This is a genomic window from Kitasatospora sp. NPDC088264 (assembly GCF_040685715.1).
Taxonomy (GTDB): Bacteria; Actinomycetota; Actinomycetes; order Streptomycetales; family Streptomycetaceae; genus Kitasatospora.
In genome coordinates, this window is record NZ_JBFBIR010000003.1 from 217790 (window position 1) to 243674 (window position 25885).

The following is a 25885-nucleotide window of genomic DNA, read 5'->3' on the forward strand; positions in this document are numbered from 1 at the left end:
TCGCCCCCGACGCCGTGCCGGCGGGCGGCACCGACCCGACCGCGCCCGACGGCGGACGGCCGCCGTACCGCCGGCTCTACCGCAGCCCGCAGCGGCGGATGCTCGGCGGCGTCGCGCAGGGGCTCGCGGTGCACCTCGGGCTCCCGGTGCGGTGGGTGCGGCTCGCGTTCGTGCTGCTGTTCTTCGCGCAGGGGATCGGCACCCTGCTGTACGCGGCGTTCTGGTTCGTGGTGCCGATCGGCATCGGCGAGCCCGCGCAGCGCGGCGCCGCCCACTGGGTGTACGTCAACGGCGCCTTCGTCCCGACCGGTTCGGGGCAGCAGCCGGGCGGCGCGCTGAGCAAGGGCCGCGGCGGCTGGCTCGGCCGGCTGCGCGAACTGCTCCAGCACGCCCTCCAGGGCGAGCCGGCCGCGGCCCCCGCGGAGGGGGAGGACGGCGCGGGCGGCAAGACCGGGCAGGGCGGCCTCGGCCAGCTCGCGGCCCTGGTGATGATGGTGATCGGCATCACCGCCCTGCTCAACGCGCTCGGCCTGCAGACCGCCAAGCCGTACACCTGGCCGCTGCTGGCGATCGGCGTCGGCGTCGCGCTGGTCTGGCGGCAGGCCGACGACTCGCGCTGGCAGCGCTGGTTCGGCCTGGAGGAGGGCGACAAGCGGCGCGGCGCCTACACCCGGGTCGGTGCCGGCGTGCTGCTCGTGGTGGCCGGCACCATCGCCTTCCTCGCCATGCAGGGCAGCGGCTCGACGCTCGGCTCGGTGGTCGAGGCCTCGCTCGCGGTACTCGCGGGGGTGCTGGTGCTGCTCGGCCCGTACGGGCTGCGCCTGTGGCAGGACCTCGGTGCCGAGCGCACCGCGCGCATCCGCGCCCAGGAGCGCGCCGAGATCGCCGCGCACGTCCACGACTCGGTGCTGCACACCCTGACCCTGATCCAGCGCCGGGCCGAGGACCCCAAGGAGGTGCTGCGGCTGGCCCGTGCCCAGGAGCGCGAGCTGCGGCTGTGGCTGTACCGCCCGGAGGCCGCCGCCGAGGCCGCGCCCGACACCATGGCGGAGAGCCTGCGCGCCGTCGTCGCCGAGGTCGAGGACCGGCACGGCGTCCCGGTCGAGGTCGTGATCGTCGGTGACTGCCCGATGGACGAGCGGATCGCGGCCCAGATGCAGGCCGCGAGGGAGGCGACCGTCAACGCGGCCAAGTACGGTGGCGGGGGACCGGTCCAGGTCTACGCCGAGGTGGAGGGGAAGACGGTGTCGGTGTTCGTCCGCGACCACGGTCCCGGCTTCGACCCCGACACGGTGCCCGAGGACCGGATGGGCGTACGGGAGTCGATCATCGGCCGCATGAAGCGCAACGGCGGCACCGCACGGGTGCGGCCCGCGCCGGACGGCGGGACCGAGGTCGAGCTGGAGATGGAGAGAACGAATGACTGAGGCAGCGCCGGAGCGCACCGCGAGAGTCGTCCTGGTGGACGACCACCGGATGTTCCGCACCGGGGTCCGGGCCGAGATCGGCCGCACCGAGGCGACCGGCATCGACGTGGTCGGCGAGGCCGACGACGTCGAGTCGGCGGTCCGGGTCGTCGCCGAGACCCGGCCGGACGTGGTGCTGCTGGACGTCCACCTGCCCGGCGGCGGCGGTGTCGAGGTGCTGCGCCGCTCGGCCGGGGTGATGGGCGAGCAGGGCGGGGTCAAGTTCCTCGCCCTGTCGGTGTCGGACGCCGCCGACGACGTGATCGGCGTCATCCGCGGCGGCGCGCGCGGCTACGTCACCAAGACCATCACCGGCACCGACCTGGTCAACGCGATCTTCCGGATCGCCGACGGCGACGCGGTGTTCTCGCCCCGGCTGGCCGGCTTCGTCCTGGACGCCTTCGCCGCCACCGACACCCCGCCGGTCGACGAGGACCTGGACCGCCTCACCCAGCGCGAGCGCGAGGTGCTCCGCCTGATCGCGCGCGGCTACGCGTACAAGGAGATCGCCAAGCAGCTCTTCATCTCGGTGAAGACGGTCGAGAGCCACGTCTCCGCCGTCCTGCGCAAGCTCCAGCTGAGCAACCGGCACGAACTGACCCGCTGGGCCACCGCCCGCCGTCTGGTCTGAGCCCCGGCCTGGGCGGCCGAGCCGGTGCGCCGCTGAGCCGGTGCCTCGCTGAGCCCACGTGCCGCTGAGCCCCGGTCGCGAGCCCGCCCGGTCCGGTTCCTCCGGGCCGGGCGGGCTTGTCGGTGGGTGGCCATAGACTCGGAGTGCCATGAGTAGCCTCTTTGACGACCTCCCGCTCCCCGGTTTCGAGGCACCCGCCGCCGGGTCGAAGCAGCCCGCCGTGCCCCTCGACGAGGAGCCCCCGCCGTACGAGGACGACGCCCCGTACGAGGCCTACGAGGAGGCCATCCCGGAGGGGCTGTTCCAGACCGACCACGCCGCCGAGACCGCGCGGGACGCCTGGTACCGCAACGGCGCCGCCCGTACGGTGGTGGATCCGGCGCAGCTGCTGGAGGGCATGAACGACCCGCAGCGCGAGGCGGTGCTGCACGCGGGCTCGCCGCTGCTCATCGTGGCCGGCGCCGGTTCCGGCAAGACCCGGGTGCTGACCCACCGGATCGCCCACCTGCTGGGCGCCCGCGGCGTGCAGCCGGGCGAGATCCTGGCGATCACCTTCACCAACAAGGCCGCCGGCGAGATGCGCGAGCGCGTCGAGGCGCTGGTCGGCCCGCGGGCCCGGGCGATGTGGGTGTCCACTTTCCACAGCGCGTGCGTGCGGATCCTGCGCCGCGAGTCCAAGGTGCTGGGCTTCACCTCCAGCTTCTCGATCTACGACTCGGCCGACTCGCAGCGGCTGATGTCGCTGGTCTGCCGCGACCTCGACCTGGACCCGAAGCAGTTCCCGCCGAAGTCCTTCACCGCGAAGATCAGCAACCTGAAGAACGAGCTGATCGACGAGGAGACCTTCGCCGACCAGGCCGCCAACCCGATGGAGAAGAAGCTCGCCGAGGCGTACACGCTCTACCAGCGGCGCCTGCGCGAGGCCAACGCGCTGGACTTCGACGACATCATCATGACGACGGTGAACCTGCTCCAGGCCTTCCCCGACGTCGCGGAGCACTACCGGCGCCGGTTCCGGCACATCCTGGTCGACGAGTACCAGGACACCAACCACGCCCAGTACATGCTCGTCCGCGAGCTGAGCGGCGGATCCGTCGCGGCCGCGCCGAAGCGCACCGTGGACGGGGAGTTCGTGAACCCGGCCGCCGGGCGCCTGTCCGAGGTGCCGCCGGCCGAGCTGTGCGTCGTCGGTGACGCGGACCAGTCGATCTACGCCTTCCGCGGCGCGACGATCCGCAACATCCTCCAGTTCGAGGAGGACTACCCGAACGCGACCACGATCCTGCTGGAGCAGAACTACCGTTCCACGCAGACCATCCTGAGCGCCGCCAACGCCGTCATCGAGCGCAACGCCAACCGGCGCGAGAAGAAGCTCTGGACGGCCGGCGAGCACGGCGAGAAGGTCGTCGGCTACGTCGCGGACGACGAGCACGGCGAGGCCCAGTTCATCGCCGACGAGATCGACCGGCTCACCGACGCGGGCGACGCCAAGCCCGGCGACGTCGCGATCTTCTACCGGACGAACGCCCAGTCCCGCGTGTTCGAGGAGGTGTTCATCCGGGTCGGCCTGCCGTACAAGGTGGTCGGCGGGGTGCGCTTCTACGAGCGCAAGGAGGTCCGGGACGTCCTGGCGTACCTGCGGGTGCTCTCCAACCCGGAGGACACCGTGCCGCTGCGCCGGATCCTCAACGTGCCCAAGCGCGGCATCGGCGAGCGGGCCGAGGCGATGGTCGACGCGCTGGCCGCGCGGGAGCGGATCTCCTTCGCCCAGGCGCTGCTGCGCGTCGACGAGGCGTACGGGATGGCCGCGCGCTCGGCCAACGCGGTGAAGAAGTTCAACGTCCTGATGGCCGGGCTGCGGCAGGTCGTCGAGTCGGGCGCGGGCCCGGCCGCAGTGCTGGAGGCCGTCCTGGAGGAGACCGGCTACCTGGCCGAACTCCAGGCCTCCACCGACCCGCAGGACGAGACCCGGGTGGAGAACCTCCAGGAACTCGCCTCCGTCGCCCTGGAGTACGAGCAGGACCCGGGCGAACGGCCCGACGCCGACGAGGAGGGCACCCCGCCGGTCGGCTCGCTCCCCGACTTCCTGGAGCGGGTCGCGCTCGTCGCCGACTCCGACCAGATCCCGGACGACGAGGAGGGCCGGGGCGTCATCACGATGATGACCCTGCACACCGCCAAGGGCCTGGAGTTCCCGGTGGTCTTCCTGACCGGCATGGAGGACGGGATCTTCCCGCACATGCGGGCGCTCAACCAGGTCAAGGAACTGGAGGAGGAGCGGCGGCTCGCCTACGTGGGGCTCACCCGGGCGCGGCAGCGGCTCTACCTGACCCGCTCGGTGCTGCGCAGCGCCTGGGGGCAGCCCGCGTACAACCCGGCCTCGCGGTTCCTGGAGGAGATCCCGGAGAACCTGGTGGAGTGGAAGCGGACGGGGGCGGCGCAGGCGCCGGCCGCGCGCGGCTTCTCCTCGGGGTCGTCCTGGGGCAAGTCCTCGTCGGGGGGCGGAGGTTCGCGCTCCTCGTCGGGCTCTTCGGGCTCGTCGGCCTCGTCGAAGCCCAAGGCGGGCTGGGGGCAGTCGGCGCGGCGCGGCGGCCAGGTCGTCGAGCGGGACGCCGTCTCGCTCGCGGTCGGGGACCGGGTCACCCACGACACCTTCGGGCTGGGCACGGTGGTGGGCGTCACCGGCGTCGGCGACCGGGCGCAGGCCACGGTCGACTTCGGTTCGGAGGGCCGCAAGCAACTGCTGCTGCGCTACGCGCCGGTGGAGAAGCTCTAGCCTTCCCTAGCGGGGGTCGAGCCCGTTCGAGAGGAACCACGGCAGCGGGTCGACCGGCCCGCTGCCGGCCGGGCGGATCTCGAAGTGCAGGTGCGGCCCGGTGCTGTTGCCGCTGCTGCCGACGAAGGCGATGACGTCGCCCTGCTTCACCGGCCCCTTGCGGACCTTGTACGCCCGCAGGTGGCAGTACCAGGCCTCGGTGCCGTCGGGCATCTTCAGCACCGTCATGTAGCCGTACGACGGGTTCCACTGCGTGCGGATCGTGCCGTCGGTGACGGCCATCACCTCGGAGCCGCCGTCCACCGGGAAGTCGATGCCGGTGTGGCGGTTGGCCCAGTGGGTGCCGGCCTCGCCGAACAGCTCGCCGAGGCCGTGCCGGGCGACCGGCATGACCACCTTGGGCTTGACGGGCTCGGCGCTCGGCTGCGCGTCCGGGGTGCCCTGGGCGTCGGCGGGCTGGGCGCCGGCCAGCGGTTGGCGGGCGTCACCGCGGGAGGCCTGGGCCGGGTCGCCGGCCGCGACCGCCTGCCGGGCGGCCGTCCTGGCGGCTTCGGCGCCGCCGTCGGCCGGGTTGTCCGGGCTCTTCGGGCTGTCCTGGGCGCCCGGGGCGTCGACCGCCGTCCGTGCCGTCCGGCCGGCCGCCTGGGCGTGCTGATCGGCCTCGTCCCGCACGGTGACGGCCGCCGCGGCGGCGACCCCGAGCGCGGCCACCGACGGCAGCGCGACCCGCAGCAGTGCGGTTCTGGTGGCGGCCTTGGCGGCGCCGCGGCGCTGGGCGCGGGACTGCTCGCGGGCGGCGAGGCGCAGCTCCGCACGGGTCGGGCGGGCGGCTGCGTCGGGAGCCATCGGGGGCTGCCTCCTCGGTGGGCCTGGGGCGCGTCGTCGGGCAGGGGAGCGGCGGGGAAAGCGACAGGGAGAAGCGGTGGGGAGAAGCGGTACCGGGGAAGCGGGGAGAAAACAGCCGAGACTGTATCCGCAAGGCCGACGCCCCGGAAAAACCTCCGGTTGTCAAGAGGTCGGCCGGGGGTCTGTGCGGTGGACGGGTGGACGGGTATACCCACTGGTAGCAAGGCCGGGGGCTGTGACTTTGCCCTCCTCTTGGGAGGTGGCGCGGCCAACCGGGCCGGGTGGCGCTAACCTCCCCTCAGGTTGGTTATCGACCGTTAACCGCACCCGTGGCCCGCGAGGTCCGGTCGGATGGTGGACGACGAGGTCCAGGAGGCAGTCATGAGTGTGTCGGGGCCGATCCGTGTGGTGGTCGCCAAGCCGGGGCTCGACGGTCACGACCGTGGCGCCAAGGTCATTGCGCGTGCCCTGCGCGACGCCGGTATGGAGGTCATCTACACCGGGCTGCACCAGACGCCCGAGCAGGTCGTCGACACCGCGATCCAGGAGGACGCGGACGGCATCGGGCTGTCGATCCTCTCCGGTGCCCACATGACGCTGTGCGCGCGGGTGCTGGAGCTGTTGAAGGAGCGCGACGCGGCGGACATCAAGGTCTTCTGCGGCGGGATCATCCCGGACGACGACATCGCCGAGCTCAAGGCGATGGGCGTCGCGGACATCTTCACCCCGGGCACGTCCACCCGGGACGTCGTGGCCTGGGTCGCGGCCAACCTGCGCGCGGCCGGCTGAGGTTGACGGTGCGGGACGGGCCGGCCCGGCCCCAGGCTTCGGCGGGGCCGGCCCGTCCTGTCGTTCTGCCGTTCTGCCGCTTCGGGAGCGGGCGCCGGACACTCGCTAGGCGTCAGGCGTCAGGCGTCAGGCGTCGAGTTCGGCGAGCATCGCGGCCCGGAAGCGCAGCGTCCCGGCCAGCCGGGCGAAGGTCTCCGACCAGGCGGAGTCGGGCGCGGCCCCGGCGGCCAGCTCCTCCACGGCGGACGCCGTCTCCGGGGCGAGCGCGCGTTCCGTCATCCCGAGCACTCCGCTGTGGCTCCACGGGTACGCGCCGGAGCCGGCGGCGCGGGCCAGGGCCGTCACCACGGCGGTGGACAGCGGCGGCGTCCACGGCGTGCCGCAGGCGCCGAGCAGTTGGAAGGCCTCGCCCAGGCCGTGCACCTCGATGAACGCGGCCGTCCAGGCGGCCCGCTCCTCGGGCGGGAGGACGGCCAGCAGCTTGGCGGGGGCGCCGGTGACACGGGGCGCGCGGGCCCGTCCGGCGCCGCGGGCGGGCGGTGCGGGCGCCGGGCCGAGCAGCGCCCGGGCCCAGTCGGCGTCGTGCTGGCGGACGGCGGCGCGCGCCCAGGCCTCGCGCAGGTCGTCGGCCCAGCTGCTGCTGGTCTCGTCGATGCTGTCGCCGACCCGCAGGGCGAGCAGCTGCTCGGGTGTCAGGCCGGTGCTCTCGGGCCAGAGCCGCAGCGGCGCGGCGGCGATCACCTCGCCGAACCACCAGGCCCGTTCGCCGCGCCCGGTGGGGGACTTGAGCGGTATGCCGTCGCGCTGCATGGCCGCGTCGCACTCGGCGGGCGGGGTGACCAGCAGGTGCGTCCCGGTCGCGGCGAGGCGGACGGCGGCCCCCGCCCGCTCGGCCATCCGCCGGGCGAGGGCCGAGCCGGGCAGGGTGGAGAGCAGTTCGGCGGCGGTGGCGCGGACGTTCTTGCTGCGGTCGCCGAGGGCGGCCTCCAGGAAGGGCTCGTCGGCGGCGGAGAGGCCGTCCTGGAGGGAGTCCAGGAAGAGCAGGCGGTCCTCGGCGCGCTCGGTGGACCAGGTGCCGCTCAGCAGCTCCAGGCCGGCGGCCGGATCGCGGCGGCGCAGCAGGGTGAGGTGGGTGACCCGCTCGGCGAACAGGCCCTCGTGCCACAGCTGGTGGTCGACGGGGCCGCCGGGCTGCTCGGCCGGATCGGGGGCGGCGGTGCGCAGCACGAAGCGCCAGTCGGGGTTCTGTTCGGCCAGCCAGCGGCCCAGCGGTCCGGCCAGCGCGACGGCGTCGGAGCGCAGTTCGCTGCGGGCGCGGGCGGCGTCGAGCAGGCCGGGTATCAGTGCGCCGGGCGGGCGCAGGCCCCGGGTGCGGGCGGTGGCGAGCCACTGCGGGAGCAGTTCGGCGAGGTTGGCCAGGGTGGCGCCGCCGCTGCCGCCGGACCGGCCGGCCAGCAGGACGGCGAGCCGGCGGGCGGCCGCCGCGGGCAGCTCGGGGCGCCCGTCCTCGGGCGCGGGCGGGCCGGGCGGTCCGGCGGCGGGGACGGGCAGGGCGCCGGCCCGGCGGCGGACGGTGGCGAGGGCGGCCAGCTCCAGCAGCGCGGTGGCCGGGTCGGCCTGGTCGACGGTGTCGGCGAGCGGCAGGGTGGTGGCCGGGAGCGGGCGGCGGTCGGTGCCGAGCAGGGCGGTGGTGTGCAGGGTCTCCCACGGGTCCTGGGTGATCGTCATCTTCGATGCTCCTGAGGTGTGCTGGACGCTAGACGGTGGTGAGGCCGATCGGGCGGTCGTGGCCGGCCCAGGCCGTGACCGGGGCGAAGCCCTGGTGGCCGTACTCGCCGAAGACCGTCAGCGGGCGGCCGGTGGAGACCGCGGCCAGCCGCCACAGGGCCGCCTCCGGGAGGGCCGAGGTGCGGACGGGCAGGGTGTGGTGGCCGTCCGTCAGGTACCAGCCGTCCGGGGTGCGGACGGGCATGGCGCCGGCGAGGACGGTCGGCCAGCTGTCCAGCCACGGGTCGTCGGCGACGGCGGTGCCGTAGCCGGCCACCGCCTCGGCGACGGTGAGGCCGTCGGGCGGGCCGGCCGGGCCGGGCCCGGGGGCGCCGTAGCGGGTGCCGAGGGCGGCGCGCAGCGGGCGGGCGCCGGGGTGGAAGGCCAGGTCGGCCTCCAGCAGGTGGCCGGTGGGCAGGGCGAGGTCGGGGGCCTGGCCGGGGCGGCCGAAGGCGAGCAGCAGGGCGGGGCGGCCGGTCTTGGCGCCGCGCAGCCAGACCCGGCGGGTGGTGAGCCGCTCGTCGGCGGAGTCGCGGCTGCCGAGCACCTGCCAGCGGTCGCGCACGGTGGGGCCGGCCAGGATCTCGGCGGTGTCGGTGGGGTAGCCGACCCGGGTGCGGACGGTGGCGGCCAGTTCGGCCGGCAGCTCGTCGACGCGGGTGGCGGCGGTGGCGAGCAGGTGCAGCATCGCGTACTCCTCCAGGAGCCGGTCCTGCGGGGCGGCGTCGAGTTCGCGGACCCGGGTGGCCAGGCCGGGGGCCTGGGCGTCGACCATCCGGGCGGCGACCTCCTCCCAGGGCCCGGCGGTGGACTGGTCGGCCAGGCCGTGCCGGATCCGGTCGGCCAGGCGCAGCCGCAGCTCGGCCGCGCCGGCCGCCACCCGGGCGCCGCGCCGCTCGGCCCGGCGGCGGGCGGCGACCGGGTCGGCCGGGGGTGCGGCGCGCTTCTCGGCGCGCTCCTCGCGGGACGTGAGCCAGTCGGCCGCCCACGCGGCGGGTTCGGCGGCGGGGACGGTCTCCGGGGCGCCGCTCCACAGCAGGAGGAGCCCGAGCGCGTGCTTGCACGGGAACTTCCGGCTGGGGCAGCTGCACTGGTAGGCGGGCGTGGCGAGTTCGATCACGGTGCGGTACGGCGTGCTGCCGCTGCCCTTGCACTCGCCCCAGAGCGCGGTGCCGTCGGTGCCCGCCCCGGACCAGGACGCGGGCGAGGAGAGCTTGCCGGCCGCCTTCTGCGACGCGGCGTCAGGTGCCAGGGACAGGACGTGTTCGGTGCTCCAGCGTTCCTCCATGCGACCGACGGTAGGCGGTGCCACTGACATCGGCTGACTGCCCGTCGGGAGCGCCCCGGGGTTTGTCAGTGCCGGGGTGCAGGGTGGTTCCCACAGGCCGGGACGCCGGCCCCAGCTCCCCCCGATCACCCTGCCGCCGGGGCACCCGTGTGCCCGGCGGCCGACCCGAAGGAGCCCCCGTGACCGACGTTCTGCGGCAGCATGCCGAGGACGCCTTCGCCGGTGAACTGGCCGCGCTGGCCGCGCAGGACGACCGTCCGCGCCCGGAGCGCTGGAAGCTCTCGCCGTGGGCCGTGGCGACGTACCTGCTCGGCGGCGAACTGCCCGACGGCACCCCGATCACCCCCAAGTACATCGGCCCGCGCCGGGTGGTGGAGGTCGCCGTCACGACCCTGGCGACGGACCGCGCGCTGCTGCTGCTCGGCGTGCCCGGCACCGCGAAGACCTGGGTGTCCGAGCACCTGGCCGCCGCGATCAGCGGCGACTCCACCCTGCTGGTGCAGGGCACCGCCGGCACCCCGGAGGAGGCCGTCCGGTACGGCTGGAACTACGCCCGGCTGCTCACCGACGGCCCGAGCCGGGACGCCCTGGTGCCCTCGCCGCTGATGCGGGCGATGGCGGACGGCAAGCTCGCCCGGATCGAGGAGCTGACCCGGATCCCGGCCGACGTGCAGGACAGCCTGATCACCATCCTGTCCGAGAAGACGCTGCCGGTGCCGGAGTTGGGCGGCGAGACGCAGGCGGTGCGCGGCTTCAACGTGATCGCCACCGCGAACGACCGCGACCGCGGCGTCAACGAGCTGTCCAGCGCGCTGCGCCGGCGGTTCAACACCGTCGTGCTGCCGCTGCCGGGCTCGCTGGAGGAGGAGGTCGACATCGTCACCCGCCGGGTGAACCAGCTCGGCCGCTCCCTGGAACTGCCCGAACTGCCCGGCGGCGCCGAGGAGATCAGGCGGGTGGTCACCGTGTTCCGCGAGCTGCGGGCCGGGATCACGACGGACGGGCGGACGAAGGTCAAGAGCCCGAGCGGCACCCTCTCCACGGCGGAGGCGATCTCGGTGGTGGCCAACGGCCTCGCCCTGGCCACCCACTTCGGGGACGGCGTGCTGCGCGCCGGGGACGTGACGGCCGGCATCCTCGGTGCCGTCGTCCGGGACCCGGTGGCGGACCACGCGGTGTGGCGCGAGTACGTCGAAGGGGTGGTGCGCGAGCGCGACGGTTGGAAGGACTTCTACCGGGCCGCCCGCGAGGAGGTGCGATGACCGAGGACGTCGCGCTGCTCGGCATCCGGCACCACGGCCCGGGCTCGGCCCGGGCGGTGGCCGCCGCGCTGGAGCGCTGGCGGCCGGACGCGGTGCTGATCGAGGGCCCGCCGGAGGCCGACGGCATCGTCCACCTCGCGGCCGGGAACGGCCTGGTGCCGCCGGTCGCGCTGCTGGCCCACGCGGTGGACGACCCGGCGAGGGCCGCGTTCTGGCCGTACGCCGAGTTCTCCCCGGAGTGGGTGGCGATCCGCTACGGCGTCGAGCGGGAGCTGCCGGTCCGCTTCATCGACCTGCCCGCCGGGTACGGCCTCGGCCCCGCCCCGGAGGCCGGGGAGCCCGGGGAGCCGGGGGAGCCCGCCGGGCCGGTCGCCGACCCGCTGGCGCTGCTCGCCGAGGCGGCCGGGTACGACGACCCGGAGCGCTGGTGGGAGGACGTGGTCGAGCACCGCGCGCCCGCCGCGCCCGGTGCGGACGGCGGCGGGGACGACCCGGACGGACTGGCGCCGTTCGCCGCCGTGGCGGAGGCGATGGCGGCGCTGCGCGCGGAGGGCCTCGGCGAGTCCCGGCGGGACGACCTGCGCGAGGCGTACATGCGCCAGCAGATCCGGGCCGCCCGCCGCGCCGGGCACCGCCGGATCGCCGTGGTGTGCGGGGCCTTCCACGTGCCCGCGCTGGCGGTGCTGCCGACGGTCGCGCACGACCGGGCGCTGCTCGCCGGACTGCCGCGGAAGGTGAGGACGGACATCACCTGGGTGCCGTGGACGCACCGCCGGCTCTCCCAGGCCACCGGCTACGGCGCGGGCGTGCGGTCACCGGGCTGGTACCACCACCTGTTCAGCACCGAGGGCGATCCGGTGCCGCGCTGGCTCGCCCGGGCCGCCGAACTGCTGCGCGCCGAGGACCACCCGGTCTCCTCCGCCCACGTCATCGAGGCGGTCCGGCTCGCCCGCACGCTGGCGGTGCTGCGCGGCCGCCCGCTGGCCGGGCTGACCGAGACCCTGGACGCCGTCCGCGCGGTGCTCTGCGAGGGTTCGGACATCGCCCTGGAGCTCGTCCGGGACCGTCTGGTGGTCGGCGACGCGCTCGGCGAAGTCCCGGACGCGGCACCGACGGTGCCGCTCCAGCGGGACCTCACCCGCTGGCAGCGCACGCTGCGGCTCAAGCCCGAGGCCGCGCCGAAGGACCTCGACCTCGACCTGCGCAAGGACACCGACGCGGCCCGCTCGCGGCTGCTGCACCGGCTGCGGCTGCTGGGCGTCGACTGGGGCGTGCCGGCCCGCTCGGCGGTCAACTCGACCGGGACGTTCCGGGAGAGCTGGCGGCTGTGCTGGCAGCCCGAGTTCGCGGTCCGGATCGCCGAGGCCGCCCAGTGGGGCACCACGGTGGAGGAGGCGGCGACCGGCAAGGCCGTCGGCACCGCCCGCGCCGCCGTCGAACTCGCCGAGCTGACCGGGCTGGTGGAGACCTGCCTGCTGGCCGGGCTGGCCGGCGCGCTGCCCGCCGTGATGCGGGTGCTCGCCGACTGCGCTGCCCTGGACACCGACGTCGCGCACCTGGCCGGGGCGCTGCCTGCGCTGGTCCGGGCGCTGCGCTACGGCGATGTGCGCGGCACCGACCACGGCGCGCTCGGCGAGGTCGCCACCGGCCTGGCCGACCGGATCTGCGTCGGACTGCCGCCCGCCTGCGTCGGGTTGGACGCCGAGGGGGCGGCGGCGATGCGCGGCCGGCTCGACGAGGTGCACGGCGCGATCGGCCTGCTCGGCCCGGCCGCTCGTCCGGAGCCGGAAGGCCCGGAAGGCCCGGACGCCCCGGACGAATCAGCGGGCCCGGGCACCCCGGCAGCCTCCCCGGGCCCGGACGGTTCAGAGGGCCTGGCCGGTTCCGAGGGCCTGGCCGACCGCTGGGCCGCCGCCCTGCGTTCGCTGGCCCGCCGCGAGCCGGCCGGCGGCCCGGCCACCGGAGCCCCCGGCCTGCTGCGCGGGCGCGCCGTCCGGCTGCTGCTGGACGACGGCCGGCTCGACTCCGAGGAGGCCGCCGGCCGGCTGCGGCTGGTCCTGTCCACCGCCAACGCCCCGGCGGACGCGGCCGGCTGGATCGAGGGCTTCCTCACCGGCGGCGGCGCCCTGCTGCTGCACGACCCGCGCCTGCTCGCCCTGCTCGACGAGTGGCTGACCGGCGTGCCCGGCGAGGTCTTCACCGACGTCCTGCCGCTGCTGCGCCGCACCTTCGCCGGGCTGGAGGCGGGCGTCCGCAGCACCATCGGCGGCCGGGTCGCGGCCGGCCCGCTCGGCGAGGCCCCGGCGGCCCGGACCCCGGGCGGCGCCCTCGACCGGGCCCGGGCCGACGCCGCCGTCCCGGTGGTGGCCCTGCTGCTCGGCGCCCGCCCCCGGATCCCCCGGCAGGCCGCCGGCCGCAACACCTGACACCCGTGAAGGAGGACCTGATGGCGACCACGACCGACGAACGGCTGCGCCGCTGGCGGCTGGTGCTCGGCGGCGAGGCCGACGGCACCGGCTGCGCCCTGCGCGGCCGGGACGCCGCGATGGACGGCGCCCTGGCCGCGCTCTACCGCGGCGCGCCCGAGGAGGGCGGCCGGGCGGCCCGCGGCGGCCGGCGCGGCGCCGGGCTGGGCGGCTCGGCCCCGCAGGTGGCGCGCTGGCTGGGCGACATCCGCGAGTACTTCCCGTCCACCGTCGTCCAGCTGATGCAGCAGGACGCGATCGCCCGGCTCGGTCTGGAGCGGCTGCTGCTGGAGCCCGAGATGCTGGAGGCCGTCGAACCGGACGTGCACCTGGTCGGCACCCTGCTGTCGCTCAAGCACGCGCTGCCCGAGACCACCCGGGAGACCGCCCGGACCGTGGTCGGCAAGGTGGTCGCCGATCTGGAACGCCGGCTCGCCGACCGCACCAGGGCCACCCTGGGCGGCGCCCTCGACCGCAGCGCCAAGGTCAACCGGCCCCGCCACCGCGACATCGACTGGGACCGCACCATCCGGGCCAACCTGAAGAACTACCTGCCCGAGCACGGCACCGTCGTGCCCGAGCGGCTGGTCGGCTACGCCCGCGCCCAGCGCGCGGTGAAGAAGGACGTCATCCTCTGCATCGACCAGTCCGGCTCGATGGCCCCGTCGGTGGTGCACTCGGCGGTGTTCGGCGCGGTGCTCGCCTCGATGCGCACGCTGGACACCCGGCTGGTCGTCTTCGACACCTCGGTGGTCGACCTCACCGAACAGCTCACCGACCCGGTCGACGTCCTGTTCGCCACCCAGCTCGGCGGCGGCACCGACATCAACCGCGCGCTCGCCTACTGCCAGTCGAGGATCACCCGGCCGTCCGAGACCGTGGTCGTGCTGATCAGCGACCTCTACGAGGGCGGTATCCGGGACGGCATGCTCAAGCGCGTCGCCGCGATGAAGGCGGCCGGCGTCCAGTTCATCGCCCTGCTGGCGCTCTCCGACGAAGGTGCGCCCGCCTACGACCACGCCCACGCCGCCGCCCTGGCCGCCCTGGGGGCCCCGGCCTTCGCCTGCACCCCGGACGCCTTTCCGGAGATCATGGCCGCGGCGATCGAGAAGCGCCCGCTGCCGGTGCCTGACCAGGGAGTGTGAGGATTCACCCGGACGTGCGAACCGGCCGACCGGCGGACGGGGGGTGCGCCGACCGCCCCCGTAGGCTGTCTGTGACGGTTCTCACCACGGACGGGCAGGCCCCGGGCGAAACAGTCCCGTCGTACGGGGATAACCTGCCAGACGGACGTGACGCGCGTGTTGATTGACGTGTGCGCCCGTGGCTGTGTGGGCCGCAAGGCCGTACCTCTGCGTACCCGCACCGCCCCGACGACCCGCAGCGAAGATCCTGCCGTGGCACGCTCGTAGAGACACAATCCGCGACCACGAACAAGGACAAACACGTGGACCTGTTCGAGTACCAGGCGAGGGACCTCTTCGCCAAGCACGGTGTGCCCGTGCTTGACGGTGATGTGATCGAGACCGCCGCAGACGCTGCCGCCATCGCGGAGCGCTTCGGCGGCCGCGCCGTCGTCAAGGCTCAGGTGAAGGTGGGTGGCCGAGGCAAGGCCGGTGGCGTGAAGCTCGCCTCCGACCCGGCTGACGCCGTCGCCAAGGCCGAGGCGATCCTCGGCATGGACATCAAGGGCCACACCGTCCACAAGGTGATGCTGGCCCAGACCGCGGACATCAAGGACGAGTACTACGTCTCGTTCCTGCTGGACCGCACCAACCGCACCTTCCTGGCGATGGCCAGCGTCGAGGGCGGCGTGGAGATCGAGGTCGTCGCCGAGGAGAACCCCGACGCGCTCGCCAAGATCCCGGTCGACGCCAACGAGGGCTGCACCCCGGAGAAGGCCGCCGAGATCGTCGCCGCGGCGAAGTTCCCGGCCGAGATCGCCGACCAGGTCGCCGACGTCCTGCAGAAGCTGTGGAAGGTCTTCATCGCCGAGGACGCCCTCCTCGTCGAGGTCAACCCGCTGATCAAGTCCGGCGAGGGCAAGATCATCGCGCTTGACGGCAAGGTCTCGCTGGACGAGAACGCCGAGTTCCGCCAGCCCGAGCACGAGGCCCTGGAGGACAAGGCCGCGGCCAACCCGCTGGAGGCCGCCGCCAAGGCCAAGGGCCTGAACTACGTCAAGCTCGACGGCCAGGTCGGCATCATCGGCAACGGCGCGGGCCTCGTGATGAGCACCCTCGACGTGGTCGCCTACGCCGGTGAGAAGCACGGCGGCGTCAAGCCCGCCAACTTCCTCGACATCGGCGGCGGCGCCTCCGCCGAGGTCATGGCGAACGGCCTGGAGATCATCCTGGGCGACCCCGACGTCAAGTCGGTGTTCGTCAACGTCTTCGGCGGCATCACCGCCTGCGACGCGGTCGCCAACGGCATCGTGCAGGCCCTGGAGCTCCTGAAGAGCAAGGGCGAGAACGTCACCAAGCCGCTGGTCGTCCGTCTGGACGGCAACAACGCGGAGCTGGGTCGCAAGATCCTCGACGACGCCAACCACCCGCTGGTCCAGCGCGTGGACACCATGGACGGCGCCGCTGACCGCGCCGCCGAGCTGGCCAACAAGTAAGGAAGGGGACTTTCACACCATGGCTATCTTCCTTACCAAGGACAGCAAGGTCATCGTCCAGGGCATGACCGGCTCCGAGGGCATGAAGCACACCCGCCGCATGCTCGCCTCCGGCACCCAGATCGTCGGCGGTGTCAACCCGCGCAAGGCCGGCACCACGGTCGACGTCGACGGCACCGAGGTGCCCGTCTTCGGCGGCGTCGCCGAGGCCATGGAGAAGACCGGTGCCGACGTCACCGTCATCTTCGTGCCGCCGAAGTTCACCAAGGACGCCGTCGTCGAGGCCATCGACGCCGAGATCGGCCTGGCCGTCGTCATCACCGAGGGCGTCCCGGTGCACGACACCGCCGCCTTCTGGGCGTACGCCGGTTCGAAGGGCAACAAGACCCGGATCATCGGCCCGAACTGCCCCGGCCTGATCAGCCCCGGACAGTCGAACGCCGGCATCATCCCGGCCGACATCACCACCTCCGGCAAGATCGGCCTGGTCTCGAAGTCCGGCACCCTGACCTACCAGCTCATGTACGAGCTGCGGGACATCGGCTTCTCCTCGGCCGTGGGCATCGGCGGTGACCCGGTCATCGGCACCACCCACATCGACGCCCTCAAGGCGTTCCAGGAGGACCCGGAGACCGAGCTCATCGTCATGATCGGTGAGATCGGCGGCGACGCCGAGGAGCGTGCCGCGGCCTACATCGCCGAGCACGTCACCAAGCCGGTCGTCGGCTACGTCGCGGGCTTCACCGCCCCCGAGGGCAAGACCATGGGCCACGCCGGCGCCATCGTCTCCGGCTCCTCGGGCACCGCCCAGGCGAAGAAGGAGGCCCTCGAGGCCGCCGGTGTCAAGGTCGGCAAGACGCCGTCCGAGACCGCCCGCCTGGCGCGCGAGATCATCGCCGGCTGACGTCGGTCGACCGCGCAGCGAGCGCCCCTGCCCTTCACGGGCAGGGGCGCTCGCGCGTCCGCGGACGCCGTCAGTACGGCGTGGGCCCGGTCGTGCACGGCAGCGGTGACCACAGCGGGCAGACCTCCGGACCCTGCGGCGGCGGGGCGCCCGCCCCCCGGGCGACCGCCGGCAGCTCCCACCGCGCGGCGGCCTGCGGCGCCGACTCCATCACGACCGCCTCCACCCCCGGCGTCGGGCTGCACCACAGGCTGCGGACGACGTTCGGCGGCCCGCCCGGCAGCGCCGGCACACCCGGCTCGCCCGGGCCCGCCGCCGACAGGCACATCGCCGGCTCCGGCGGCTCCGGGGACCGGAACAGCGTCACCGGCCGGATCCCCACCAGCGTCGCCAGCGCCGCCCCGCCCACCGCCGCCGTCAGCAGCGCCGCCGCCCCCGTCCGGCTCGCGGTCCACAGGCGGTGCCGGGCCCGCAGCACCGGCACCGGGGGCCGGTGCGGTTCCGGGCAGCCCCGGACCGCCGCCCGGTGCAGCAGCCCGCTCAGGCCGTCCGCGAACCCCGGCGCCGCCGGATCCGGCCCCAGCAGTTCCGGTACCCACCGGGCCAGTGCCGCCCGGGCCGCCCACACCCGCCCCTCGGCCGCCGCCAGCGTCGACTCCACCTCCACCGCGACCGCCGCCGCCGGCAGGCCCAGCCCGTCGTGCAGCACCAGCGCCCGGCGCTGCGGCCGGGACAGCCGCCGCAGTGCCTTCAGCAGCGCCCGGTCCCGGTCGGTCAGCCGGTCGTGATCGGGCAGCACCGCCTGCGACTCGTCCGCCGGCCGCACCCGGATCCGCCGGTGCGGCAGCTTCCAGGCGTGCATCCGCCGGGGCCCGCCCCGGTGCCACGGGGACAGTGCCAGCTCGCACGCCCGTACCCGCACCCACCCTTCCGGATCCCCCGTCGCGGCCACCTCCGCCCAGCCCCGGCGCGCCGCCCCGAACGCCAGCCGGACGCAGTGCGCCGCCCGGTGCCGGCAGGCGGTCAGCAGGAACACCTGCTGCACCAGCCGGGTGTGCGCCTGCTCGTACAACTCCTCGAAGCTCCCGGCCGGCCCGGCCCGCTCGCCGTCGGCCGGCGTGGCCACGTGGGCGGGCCGCCCGGGGTCGGCGGCCGGGCCGTCGGGTCGGTCCTGCGCCGCGGGCGGGGTGTCGCGGGTGCCAGGCGGTGTCGTGGTGACGGCGGGTGTGCTGATGCTCCCTCCCGGGGCGTTCGGGGCGTTCGGGGCGGTCTGGGCGTGGGCGTGGGCGTGGGCGGCCTGGCCGGGGTGCGCGAGGGCGGGCCCGGCGTGCTCTCCTCCGGTGCCGAGGACGGGCGGGCGCTGCGGCGCGGGGTCGGGGGTACGGGGGTCGGCGGCAGGGCCCGCCTGGACGTCGCCCGGTGCGTCGGGGCGGGGTGGTGCGTCGGGGCGGGGTGGTGCGTCGGGGCCGGGCGGTGCGGGGTCGGGCGGTGCGGGGTCGGGGCTCTTCGGGCGGGCGGTGGTGAGGGCGACGGCCTCGGCCTCGGTGGCCGCGCCGAGTTTGCGCATGGCCCGCTGGACGTAGCTGCGGGCGGTGGCCGGGGTGACGCCGAGGGCGGCGGCCGACTGCTGGAGGTCGCGGCCGGCGGCGAGGTGGGCGAGCACCTGGGCCTCACGGGGCGTCAGTTTCCGTAGGAGGCGGGCCGCGTCCTGGTCGGGGTGGGTGGTCCGGGGCTTGCGGGCGCGGTTCCCGGGGGTGGGGGAGTCGGCGCCGGCGGGGTGTTCGGCGGTGGGTGGCGTGGTCATCAGACGCTCCGGGCCGGTCCGCCGGCGGCTTGGGGATCGGGTCTGAAAATGCGCATAAGCCAATAATCTGGGACACGGCGGCGGTTTGCCGCTTCACGAGGCATGGCGAGTCGCCTTGGCACCATGAGGCGCATGACGCAGCTGATGGGCCGTCCGATCCTGGAACTGCCGGGCGAACTGGGCGGACGCCCGTTGCCGGCCGACCTGTTGGCGGGGGTGCGGACGGCGCTGGTCGGCCTGGCGGTCGTCGGGGTACCGGTGCTCGGGCTCTGGGTGGCGACGCCGTACGCGGACAACGGGGCGACCGGCGCCACCCGGTTGGCGGGGGCGTTGTGGCTGCTCGGGCACGGCGCGCCGGTGCTGCGGGGGGACGCGGGCGCGCCGCTGACCGTCACCCCGCTGCTGCTGGGCGTGCTGGCGGTGGCTCAGCTGTACCGGGCCGCCGCCGGGGTGGCGTCGCGGCGCGGGCCCCGGCCGCGCTGGGGCGGTCCGGTTGCGGTGTGGGCGGGCTACTGCGCAGTCGCGGTGGCGGTGGTGCTGCACTGCACGGGCGCCGGGCTGTTCCGGGCCAGGGTGCTGCCGGACGTGCTGGTGGTGGGGTTGCTGGCCGGGCTGGCGACGGCGGCGGGCGCGCGTTCGGCCCGGGCCGCCGGCCCCGACGCCCCGCCCCGCCGCCCGGCGTGGCAACTGCTGGACCGGCTGCCCGCGCCGCTCCGACCGGTCGGCGGCGCGGCGGCGGTGCGCGGCGCGGTGCTGGCGGCCGGGGCGGGCCTGGTGGCGGCGGGCGGGGTGCTGGTGGCGGTGGCGGCGGCGCTGGACGCGGCGTCCGGGGGCGGGCACGGGATGGCGGTGCTCGGGCGCGGACCGGCGGCCCTGGTCGGGCTGCTGCTGCTCGGGGTGGTGCTGCTGCCGAACGCGGTGCTCTGGGGGACGGCGTACGCCCTGGGCCCGGGGTTCGCGGTGGGTTCCGGGACGGTGGTGGCGCCGGGCGGCACCGTGCTGGGCCCCGTCCCGGAGTTCCCGATGTTCGCCCTGCTGCCGGCGGAGGGCCCGGGCGGCTGGCGGCTGGCGGCACTGCTGCTGCCGGTGCTGGCGGGGGTGGTGCCGGCGGTGCTGCTGGGCCGGGCGGCGGCCGGCCCGTGCGCGGCGGCCGGGGCCGACGACAGCGATGGCGTCGACGACGGTGACGGGGGCGGCGACGGACCGTGGCCGCTCGCGGCGACGGTGGTGGCGGTGCTGGCGGCGGCGCTGCTGACGGGCGTCGCGGTGGCGGCGGCGGGCTGGCTGTCGGGTGGCGCGCTGGCGGGCGGCCGGATGGCCCGGCTGGGACCGGCGCCCTGGTGGACGGGACCGGCGGCGGCGGGCTGGTTCGCGCTGGTGGCCGTGCCGGGCGCGCTGCTGGTCCGCCATCGGGCGCTGTGCCCCGCAACGGTCCTGGAGGCCGACGAAGAGGTCGACAGAGAGGTCGAGGGGCAGACCGCCGAGAAACTCGACGCGGACGCCGACGAGGAGGTCCCGCCCGCGGCCCGCGCCCGGTCGGCCGAGCGGCTGCGCCGGGGGGTGCTGCTGCTGCGGGCCCGCGGGTACGCCGCGGTGCTGCGCCTGGGCGGGCGGGCCCCCGGGAACGACTAGCCCTGTCCGTCCTGGGCCTTGTCCGGCAAGACCGGACGGACAGGATCTAGCCCGCGTTCCCGGTGAAGTCGACGTACCACTTGGGCGCGAACCGGTCGCAGTTCTCGGCGCCGACGGAGGTCAGCGAGTCCCGGACGCAGGTGACGTAGTCGTTGTAGTACATCCCGAGGCCGATCACCGAGGTCGCGACCACGACGGTCATCGCGCCGGTGAGGATTCCGGCGAGCGCGGCCGGGGTGAGCGGGTTCGGGGCGGCGGGCTGGTGGGCGGTGCCGGTGACGGCGGCGGCCGGGGCGGGCTTGGGGGTCCGCAGTGCGCTGATGCCCCACACGATGCCGAGCGCGCCGACGAACAGGGCGGCCCAGTGGAAGCCGACGAACAGGCAGACCAGCGCGAGCGGCCCGGCCAGCGCGGCGTTGCGGGCCCGGCGCTGGGCGGGGTCGGCGGGGTCGAGCTTGGGCGGCTGCGGGGCCGGGGGGTTGGGGCGGCCGTCCTCGGGCCGGCCGAGGCCCCAGGGATGCGGCGGCGGGAGCTGCGGGCGTTCGCCGGCGCCCTGGCCGCCGGTGTCGTCCCGGCCCTCGCCGGGCCAGGGGTTGCGCGGCTGCCACGGCTGGTCCGGGGCATCCGCCGGCGGCGGCGCGAAGGGGTTGCGCTCGCCGGTGTCGTCACCGCTGCTCATGGTTCAGCCATTCCTTCTCGGTCGGAGGGGCGGTCTCCCGCCTCCCCTATGATCCCGCAGCCGTTCGCCGCTCCTCCGGCGGCCTGCCCGCTGCGCGGGTGCCGGGCGGGCCCGTGCCCGGGGCAACTCCGCCGCGCGGGACGGAGGAGATCCCCGTCTCAACTACGCGCGTAGCGCCGCCAGGAGGGTGCGGAGGCCGTCCGACCAGCCGTTATCGTGGTGACGGTCAGCAGCTCGCAGAGGTTCCCGGGTGCCCGCGTCGCGGTGGGTTCTCCTGGTGTTCCCCCTCGCTCGACCTGCCGTTCGTAGTGGCCCCACCACCGGTGGACGTACCAGCGGGCGGCGCCCGACCTACGGAGAATCGCGCAGTGGCCGCCGCCCCCGCCCAGCTCTTCCCGCCCCGTACGCCCGGACCGGCCCGCCTGGTGGTGCTCGTCTCCGGTTCCGGCACCAATCTGCAGGCGCTGCTCGACGCCGCCGCCGATCCGGCGTACGGCGCCGAGATCCTCGCCGTGGGTGCGGACCGTGACGGCATCGCGGGCCTGGAGCGGGCCGAGAAGGCGGGCCTGCCGGTCTTCGTCCACCGGGTGAAGGACTTCGCCGACCGGGCCGACTGGGACCGCGCGCTGACCGCCGCCGTCGCCGCCCACGAGCCGGACCTGGTGGTCACGGCCGGTTTCATGAAGATCCTCGGGCCCGAGTTCATCGCGGCCTTCGCCGGGCGGATCGTCAACACCCATCCCGCGCTGCTGCCCTCCTTCCCCGGCGCCCACGGCGTCACCGACGCGCTCGCGTACGGGGTGAGGGTCACCGGTTGCACCGTCCACCTGGTCGACGCCGGGGTGGACACCGGGCCGATCATCGCGCAGGGCGTCGTCGAGGTCGTCGACGCCGACCACGCCGATGGCGGCGAAGCGCTGCACGAGCGCATCAAGACTGTCGAGCGCAAGCTGCTCGTCGACGTCGTGGGCCGGCTGGCCCGCGAGGGTCACCGCATCGAGGACCGAAAGGTATGGATTCCGGCACATGAGTGAGCGGAGCGAGCGAATCATCGAGAATGGTGCCCGGCGCGCAGCGCCCACCGAGCGCAGCGAGGTGGGAGCATGAGTGCCAGCTCCACCACGCCCCCCGTTTCGGAGAACATCCGTCCGATCCGTCGCGCGCTGATCAGCGTGTACGACAAGACCGGTCTGGAGGAGCTGGCCCAGGGCCTGCACGCCGCCGGGGTCGCGATCGTCTCCACCGGCTCCACCGCCGGCCGGATCGCCGCCGCCGGCGTCCCGGTGACCGAGGTCTCCGAGCTGACCGGCTTCCCGGAGTGCCTGGACGGGCGCGTGAAGACGCTGCACCCCCGCGTGCACGCCGGCGTGCTCGCTGACCTGCGGCTGGAGTCGCACCGCGCGCAGCTGGCCGAGCTGGGCGTCGAGCCCTTCGACCTGGTCGTGGTGAACCTCTACCCGTTCAAGGCCACCGTCGCCTCGGGCGCCACCCCGGACGAGTGCGTCGAGCAGATCGACATCGGCGGCCCGAGCATGGTCCGCGCCGCGGCCAAGAACCACCCGTCGGTGGCCGTGGTGGTCGACCCGGCCCGTTACGACGACGTGCTGCGCGCCGTCCAGGAGGGCGGCTTCGACCTGGCCACCCGCAAGCGCCTGGCCGGTGCGGCGTTCGCGCACACCGCCGCGTACGACGTCGCGGTCGCCTCCTGGTTCGAGGCCGGCTACGCGCCGAGCGACGAGCGGTTCCCGGAGTTCCTGGGCGCCACCTGGGAGCGGCAGAACGTGCTGCGCTACGGCGAGAACCCGCACCAGGGCGCCGCGCTGTACAGCGACGGCAGCGGCGGCCTGGCCGGCGCGGAGCAGCTGCACGGCAAGGAGATGTCGTACAACAACTACGTCGACACCGACGCCGCCCGCCGCGCCGCGTACGACCACGCCGAGCCGGCCGTCGCGATCATCAAGCACGCCAACCCGTGCGGCATCGCGACCGGCGCGGACGTCGCCGAGGCGCACCGCAAGGCGCACGAGTGCGACCCGGTCTCGGCGTACGGCGGCGTGATCGCGGTCAACCGCCCGGTCACCGTCGAGCTGGCCGAGCAGATCGCCCCGATCTTCACCGAGGTCGTGGTGGCCCCCGGCTACGAGGACGGCGCCGTCGAGGTGCTGGCCCGGAAGAAGAACCTGCGGGTGCTGCTGGCCCCCGAGGCGCCGGCCAACCGCCAGGAGCTGCGCCCGGTCTCCGGCGGCGTGCTGCTCCAGGACGCCGACCGGGTGCAGGCCGAGGGCGACGACCCGGCGAACTGGCGGCTGGCCACCGGCGAGGCGCTGTCCGAGGCCGAGCTGGCCGAGCTGGCCTTCGCCTGGCGGGCCTGTCGGGCCGTCAAGTCCAACGCGATCCTGCTGGCCAAGGGCGGCGCCTCGGTGGGCGTCGGCATGGGTCAGGTCAACCGGGTCGACTCCTGCAAGCTCGCGGTCGAGCGGGCCGGGGAGCGGGCCAAGGGCGCGTACGCGGCCTCGGACGCGTTCTTCCCGTTCGCGGACGGCCCGGCCATCCTGATCGCGGCCGGCGTCAAGGCGATCGTCCAGCCGGGCGGTTCGATCCGGGACGAGGAGGTCGTCGCGGCGGCCGCCGAGGCCGGGGTGACGATGTACTTCACCGGTGCCCGGCACTTCTTCCACTGATCGCGTTCCACCGCTCGCCCGGCGCACCGCCCGGGTGACGGCATGACAGAGCGGCCCGGCTCCTCCGGAAGGGGAGCCGGGCCGCTCGTCGTCCGATCGGCTCGGACGGGGCCGGTCAGTAGTGCGGCCGGTCAGCGACCCGGCCGGCCAGCGCGGCCGGTCAGTAGCGCGGCCGGGCGAACCAGGCGACGCCGTCCTTGACGCTCATCCCGACGATCATCGTGATCGAGACCGCGAGCCACATCAGCGTGAAGACGATGCCGACCGGGTTGGCGTTGTTGGCGAACGAGCCGGCCAGCCCCAGCAGGCCGAGCAGCGCGCCGAACGAGCCGTACACCAGGGTGGTGATGCGGACCGCGGGCCCGCCCTTGCCGAACTTCACGCCCAGCGTGATGGAGAAGGCCGCGAACAGCGCGCACACGATGCCGACGACCACCAGCACGCCGGCCGCCGCATTGCCGAAGCCGTTGAACGGGTCGCTCCCGTCGATCTCCTGGGCCCGGTTGGTGACCTCCTTGGCCGCCGCGGCGGCTATCAGGTAGATGCCCCCGCCGATGATCTGCACGGCGCCGATGATGAACAGCAGCACCCGGGTGGTGACCACCAGGCCCGGCATGTTCTGCGGGACGGCCGGCGGGTAGCCGTAGCCCGGTCCGCCGTAGCCCGGCGCGGGCGGCGGGTAGCCGTACCCGGCCGGCGGGGCCTGCTGGGGGTAGCCGTAGCCGGGAGCCTGCGGGGGCTGGCCGTACGGGTTGTTCGGGTTGTTCGGGTCGGGCGGGTAACTCATCGATGCCTCCGGGCAGTTGCGGGGACGTGGGGACGGGACGGAGGGCCCGGTTCCGGTTGGCGAGTCGGGTCGCCGGTGGAACGGGACGCTAACGGAGGGGAGTGACAGCCCGGAGCGGAGCCGGGCGCGGCCGGCTCAGACGCGCGGTGAGAGCGCTGAGAATGGTGAGAACGGTGAGAGCGGAGTCGTCGACGGGCCCGCTGCGGGCAGGACTGCGCCGCAGTGGTCGGGCGGCTCGGTCTGAAGTGGTCGGCTCACGTGCTCTTTCCCCCGGGTACGCCCCCGCCGGGTGTCCGTCGGCCCGTCACCGGGCCGGGTCGCGGCAGGGAATGCCCGCATATCGTCAACCGGACGGCGGGGCCGTGTCCAGCCGGTTCCGCGCGCCGGACCGAGACTGTGGCGCAACCGCAACGTGGTCCAGGCCTTCCGTACCCGTCCGACCGGAAGCCGGAGGTGGGGCCCGCCTCCGGCTCCCGCCCGCCGAGCGCCCGCCGAGCGCCCATCGAGCGCCCATCGAGCGCCCATCGAGCGCCCATCGAGCGCGCGCCGAGCGGACGGCGGGAGGACGGCGGGAGCTCGAAGACGGGCCCTGGTACGGCGGCTTGCCCCGATCCGGGAGAATGGGGTCATGACTGCCCAGATTCTCGATGGCAAGGCCACCGCCGCCGCGATCAAGTCCGAACTCGCCGCCCGCGTGGCGGTCCTCAAGGCGAAGGGCGTCACGCCCGGCCTCGGCACCGTCCTGGTCGGCGACGACCCGGGCAGCCGCTGGTACGTCAACGGGAAGCACAAGGACTGCGCCGAGGTCGGCATCGCCTCGATCCAGCGCGAGCTGCCCGCCACCGCCACCCAGGAGGACGTCGAGAACGTCGTCCGCGAGCTCAACGCCGACCCCTCCTGCACCGGCTACATCGTCCAGCTGCCGCTGCCCAAGGGCCTGGACCAGAACCCGGTCCTGGAGCTGATGGACCCGGACAAGGACGCCGACGGCCTGCACCCGACCTCGCTCGGCCGGCTCGCCCTGGGCATCGAGGGGCCGCTGCCGTGCACCCCGCTGGGCATCGTCGAGCTGCTGCGCCGGCACGACGTCGAGATCGACGGCGCCGAGGTGGTCGTGATCGGCCGCGGCGTCACCGTCGGCCGCTCGATCGGCCTGCTGCTGACCCGCCGCAGCGAGAACGCCACCGTGACCCTGTGCCACACCGGCACCCGGGACCTCGGCTACCACCTGCGCAAGGCCGACATCATCGTGGCCGCCGCGGGCGTGCCGCACCTGGTCAAGCCGGAGGACGTCAAGCCGGGCGCGGCGGTGCTGGACGTGGGCGTCAGCCGCAGCGAGGGCAAGATCGTCGGCGACGTGCACCCGGGCGTGGCCGAGGTGGCCGCCTGGATCTCCCCGAACCCCGGCGGCGTGGGCCCGATGACCCGCGCGATGCTGCTCAACAACATCGTCGTGGCGGCCGAGCGCCGCGCCGGCGTCTGACCCCG

19 protein-coding genes are annotated in these 25885 nt (G+C 74.9%); 13 read left to right on the top strand and 6 right to left on the bottom strand.

All coding sequences use genetic code 11. The features are described 5' to 3' along the window. Positions 1 to 14 precede the first annotated feature (14 nt). The 3 genes from AB0O82_RS04630 (at position 15) to pcrA (ending at position 4873) form a co-directional block, all read left to right on the top strand. Complete coding sequence (locus tag AB0O82_RS04630) at positions 15 to 1427, top strand: PspC domain-containing protein (protein WP_363580299.1); 1413 nt, start codon at positions 15 to 17, stop codon at positions 1425 to 1427. Beyond that, entirely contained in the window at positions 1420 to 2097 is a 678-nt protein-coding gene (locus AB0O82_RS04635; RefSeq protein WP_350877187.1) for a response regulator transcription factor, read from the top strand. The genes AB0O82_RS04630 and AB0O82_RS04635 overlap by 8 nt, the downstream gene beginning before the upstream one ends. 148 nt (positions 2098 to 2245) lie before the next feature. Next, positions 2246 to 4873 (top strand): DNA helicase PcrA, encoded by a 2628-nt coding sequence (gene pcrA / locus AB0O82_RS04640; RefSeq protein ID WP_363580174.1) that lies wholly within the window; start codon positions 2246 to 2248, stop codon positions 4871 to 4873. 6 nt (positions 4874 to 4879) lie between these two features. On the opposite strand, the gene AB0O82_RS04645 is transcribed toward pcrA, so the two are convergent. Beyond that, positions 4880 to 5719 (bottom strand): peptidoglycan DD-metalloendopeptidase family protein, encoded by an 840-nt coding sequence (locus AB0O82_RS04645; RefSeq protein WP_363580176.1) that lies wholly within the window; start codon positions 5717 to 5719, stop codon positions 4880 to 4882. Positions 5720 to 6100: 381 nt separating this feature from the next. Between AB0O82_RS04645 and AB0O82_RS04650 the strand changes: the two genes are divergently transcribed. Further along, a complete protein-coding gene (locus AB0O82_RS04650; protein WP_063351339.1) occupies positions 6101 to 6508 on the top strand; it encodes a cobalamin B12-binding domain-containing protein in 408 nt (135 codons plus the stop codon). Between the two features lie 126 nt (positions 6509 to 6634). Here the strand turns inward: AB0O82_RS04650 and AB0O82_RS04655 are convergent, their stop codons facing one another. Further along, positions 6635 to 8236, bottom strand: coding sequence for a DUF5691 domain-containing protein (locus tag AB0O82_RS04655; protein ID WP_363580178.1), 1602 nt, complete (start codon positions 8234 to 8236; stop codon positions 6635 to 6637). 28 nt (positions 8237 to 8264) lie between these two features. Next, positions 8265 to 9563, bottom strand: a complete 1299-nt coding sequence (locus tag AB0O82_RS04660) for an SWIM zinc finger family protein (RefSeq protein WP_363580180.1) — start codon at positions 9561 to 9563, stop codon at positions 8265 to 8267. 179 nt (positions 9564 to 9742) lie between these two features. On the opposite strand from AB0O82_RS04660, the gene AB0O82_RS04665 reads away from it, so the two are divergent. From AB0O82_RS04665 to sucD, 5 genes are all read left to right on the top strand, one after another. After that, a complete protein-coding gene (locus AB0O82_RS04665; protein ID WP_350877198.1) occupies positions 9743 to 10825 on the top strand; it encodes an AAA family ATPase in 1083 nt (360 codons plus the stop codon). Next, on the top strand, positions 10822 to 13251 hold the full coding sequence (locus AB0O82_RS04670) for a DUF5682 family protein (RefSeq protein ID WP_363580182.1): 2430 nt from the start codon (positions 10822 to 10824) through the stop codon (positions 13249 to 13251). Before AB0O82_RS04665 ends, AB0O82_RS04670 begins: the two co-directional genes overlap by 4 nt. A 20-nt stretch (positions 13252 to 13271) precedes the next feature. Next, on the top strand, positions 13272 to 14435 hold the full coding sequence (locus AB0O82_RS04675) for a VWA domain-containing protein (RefSeq protein ID WP_363580184.1): 1164 nt from the start codon (positions 13272 to 13274) through the stop codon (positions 14433 to 14435). Positions 14436 to 14737: 302 nt separating this feature from the next. Beyond that, on the top strand, positions 14738 to 15910 hold the full coding sequence (gene sucC / locus AB0O82_RS04680; protein WP_363580186.1) for an ADP-forming succinate--CoA ligase subunit beta: 1173 nt from the start codon (positions 14738 to 14740) through the stop codon (positions 15908 to 15910). A gap of 19 nt (positions 15911 to 15929) precedes the next feature. Beyond that, positions 15930 to 16814, top strand: a complete 885-nt coding sequence (gene sucD / locus AB0O82_RS04685) for a succinate--CoA ligase subunit alpha (protein WP_063349021.1) — start codon at positions 15930 to 15932, stop codon at positions 16812 to 16814. A 70-nt stretch (positions 16815 to 16884) separates the two neighbouring features. On the opposite strand, the gene AB0O82_RS04690 is transcribed toward sucD, so the two are convergent. Continuing rightward, entirely contained in the window at positions 16885 to 18618 is a 1734-nt protein-coding gene (locus AB0O82_RS04690; protein ID WP_363580188.1) for a sigma factor-like helix-turn-helix DNA-binding protein, read from the bottom strand. A gap of 132 nt (positions 18619 to 18750) precedes the next feature. Between AB0O82_RS04690 and AB0O82_RS04695 the strand changes: the two genes are divergently transcribed. Further along, entirely contained in the window at positions 18751 to 20250 is a 1500-nt protein-coding gene (locus tag AB0O82_RS04695) for a DUF6350 family protein (RefSeq protein WP_363580190.1), read from the top strand. Positions 20251 to 20296: 46 nt separating this feature from the next. On the opposite strand, the gene AB0O82_RS04700 is transcribed toward AB0O82_RS04695, so the two are convergent. After that, a complete protein-coding gene (locus AB0O82_RS04700) occupies positions 20297 to 20929 on the bottom strand; it encodes a hypothetical protein (protein ID WP_363580192.1) in 633 nt (210 codons plus the stop codon). A gap of 368 nt (positions 20930 to 21297) precedes the next feature. On the opposite strand from AB0O82_RS04700, the gene purN reads away from it, so the two are divergent. Together purN and purH are read left to right on the top strand one after the other, a co-directional pair. Beyond that, positions 21298 to 21963 carry a phosphoribosylglycinamide formyltransferase gene (gene purN / locus AB0O82_RS04705; protein WP_063349026.1) on the top strand — a complete coding sequence of 222 codons (666 nt, stop codon included), beginning with the start codon at positions 21298 to 21300 and terminating at the stop codon, positions 21961 to 21963. 69 nt (positions 21964 to 22032) lie between these two features. Next, positions 22033 to 23610 carry a bifunctional phosphoribosylaminoimidazolecarboxamide formyltransferase/IMP cyclohydrolase gene (gene purH, locus AB0O82_RS04710; RefSeq protein WP_363580194.1) on the top strand — a complete coding sequence of 526 codons (1578 nt, stop codon included), beginning with the start codon at positions 22033 to 22035 and terminating at the stop codon, positions 23608 to 23610. A 160-nt stretch (positions 23611 to 23770) separates the two neighbouring features. Here purH and AB0O82_RS04715 read toward each other — a convergent pair whose 3' ends face one another. After that, complete coding sequence (locus tag AB0O82_RS04715) at positions 23771 to 24397, bottom strand: hypothetical protein (protein WP_363580196.1); 627 nt, start codon at positions 24395 to 24397, stop codon at positions 23771 to 23773. 628 nt (positions 24398 to 25025) lie between these two features. Here AB0O82_RS04715 and AB0O82_RS04720 point away from each other — a divergent pair. Further along, positions 25026 to 25880: a bifunctional methylenetetrahydrofolate dehydrogenase/methenyltetrahydrofolate cyclohydrolase gene (locus AB0O82_RS04720; RefSeq protein WP_363580198.1), complete on the top strand. Its 855-nt coding sequence runs from the start codon at positions 25026 to 25028 to the stop codon at positions 25878 to 25880. The last annotated feature ends 5 nt before the right edge of the window (positions 25881 to 25885 follow it).

Bases quoted from the DNA above. Each gene is read 5' to 3' on its own strand.
- AB0O82_RS04660 (WP_363580180.1), bottom strand. From the start codon at position 9,563: ATGGAGGAACGCTGGAGCACCGAACACGTCCTGTCCCTGGCACCTGAC.
- AB0O82_RS04650 (WP_063351339.1), top strand. From the start codon at position 6,101: ATGAGTGTGTCGGGGCCGATCCGTGTGGTGGTCGCCAAGCCGGGGCTC.
- AB0O82_RS04675 (WP_363580184.1), top strand. From the start codon at position 13,272: ATGGCGACCACGACCGACGAACGGCTGCGCCGCTGGCGGCTGGTGCTC.
- AB0O82_RS04670 (WP_363580182.1), top strand. From the start codon at position 10,822: ATGACCGAGGACGTCGCGCTGCTCGGCATCCGGCACCACGGCCCGGGC.
- AB0O82_RS04645 (WP_363580176.1), bottom strand. From the start codon at position 5,719: ATGGCTCCCGACGCAGCCGCCCGCCCGACCCGTGCGGAGCTGCGCCTC.
- purH (WP_363580194.1), top strand. From the start codon at position 22,033: ATGAGTGCCAGCTCCACCACGCCCCCCGTTTCGGAGAACATCCGTCCG.
- AB0O82_RS04690 (WP_363580188.1), bottom strand. From the start codon at position 18,618: ATGACCACGCCACCCACCGCCGAACACCCCGCCGGCGCCGACTCCCCC.
- pcrA (WP_363580174.1), top strand. From the start codon at position 2,246: ATGAGTAGCCTCTTTGACGACCTCCCGCTCCCCGGTTTCGAGGCACCC.
- AB0O82_RS04720 (WP_363580198.1), top strand. From the start codon at position 25,026: ATGACTGCCCAGATTCTCGATGGCAAGGCCACCGCCGCCGCGATCAAG.
- AB0O82_RS04635 (WP_350877187.1), top strand. From the start codon at position 1,420: ATGACTGAGGCAGCGCCGGAGCGCACCGCGAGAGTCGTCCTGGTGGAC.
- AB0O82_RS04695 (WP_363580190.1), top strand. From the start codon at position 18,751: ATGACGCAGCTGATGGGCCGTCCGATCCTGGAACTGCCGGGCGAACTG.
- AB0O82_RS04700 (WP_363580192.1), bottom strand. From the start codon at position 20,929: ATGAGCAGCGGTGACGACACCGGCGAGCGCAACCCCTTCGCGCCGCCG.
- AB0O82_RS04715 (WP_363580196.1), bottom strand. From the start codon at position 24,397: ATGAGTTACCCGCCCGACCCGAACAACCCGAACAACCCGTACGGCCAG.
- sucD (WP_063349021.1), top strand. From the start codon at position 15,930: ATGGCTATCTTCCTTACCAAGGACAGCAAGGTCATCGTCCAGGGCATG.
- AB0O82_RS04655 (WP_363580178.1), bottom strand. From the start codon at position 8,236: ATGACGATCACCCAGGACCCGTGGGAGACCCTGCACACCACCGCCCTG.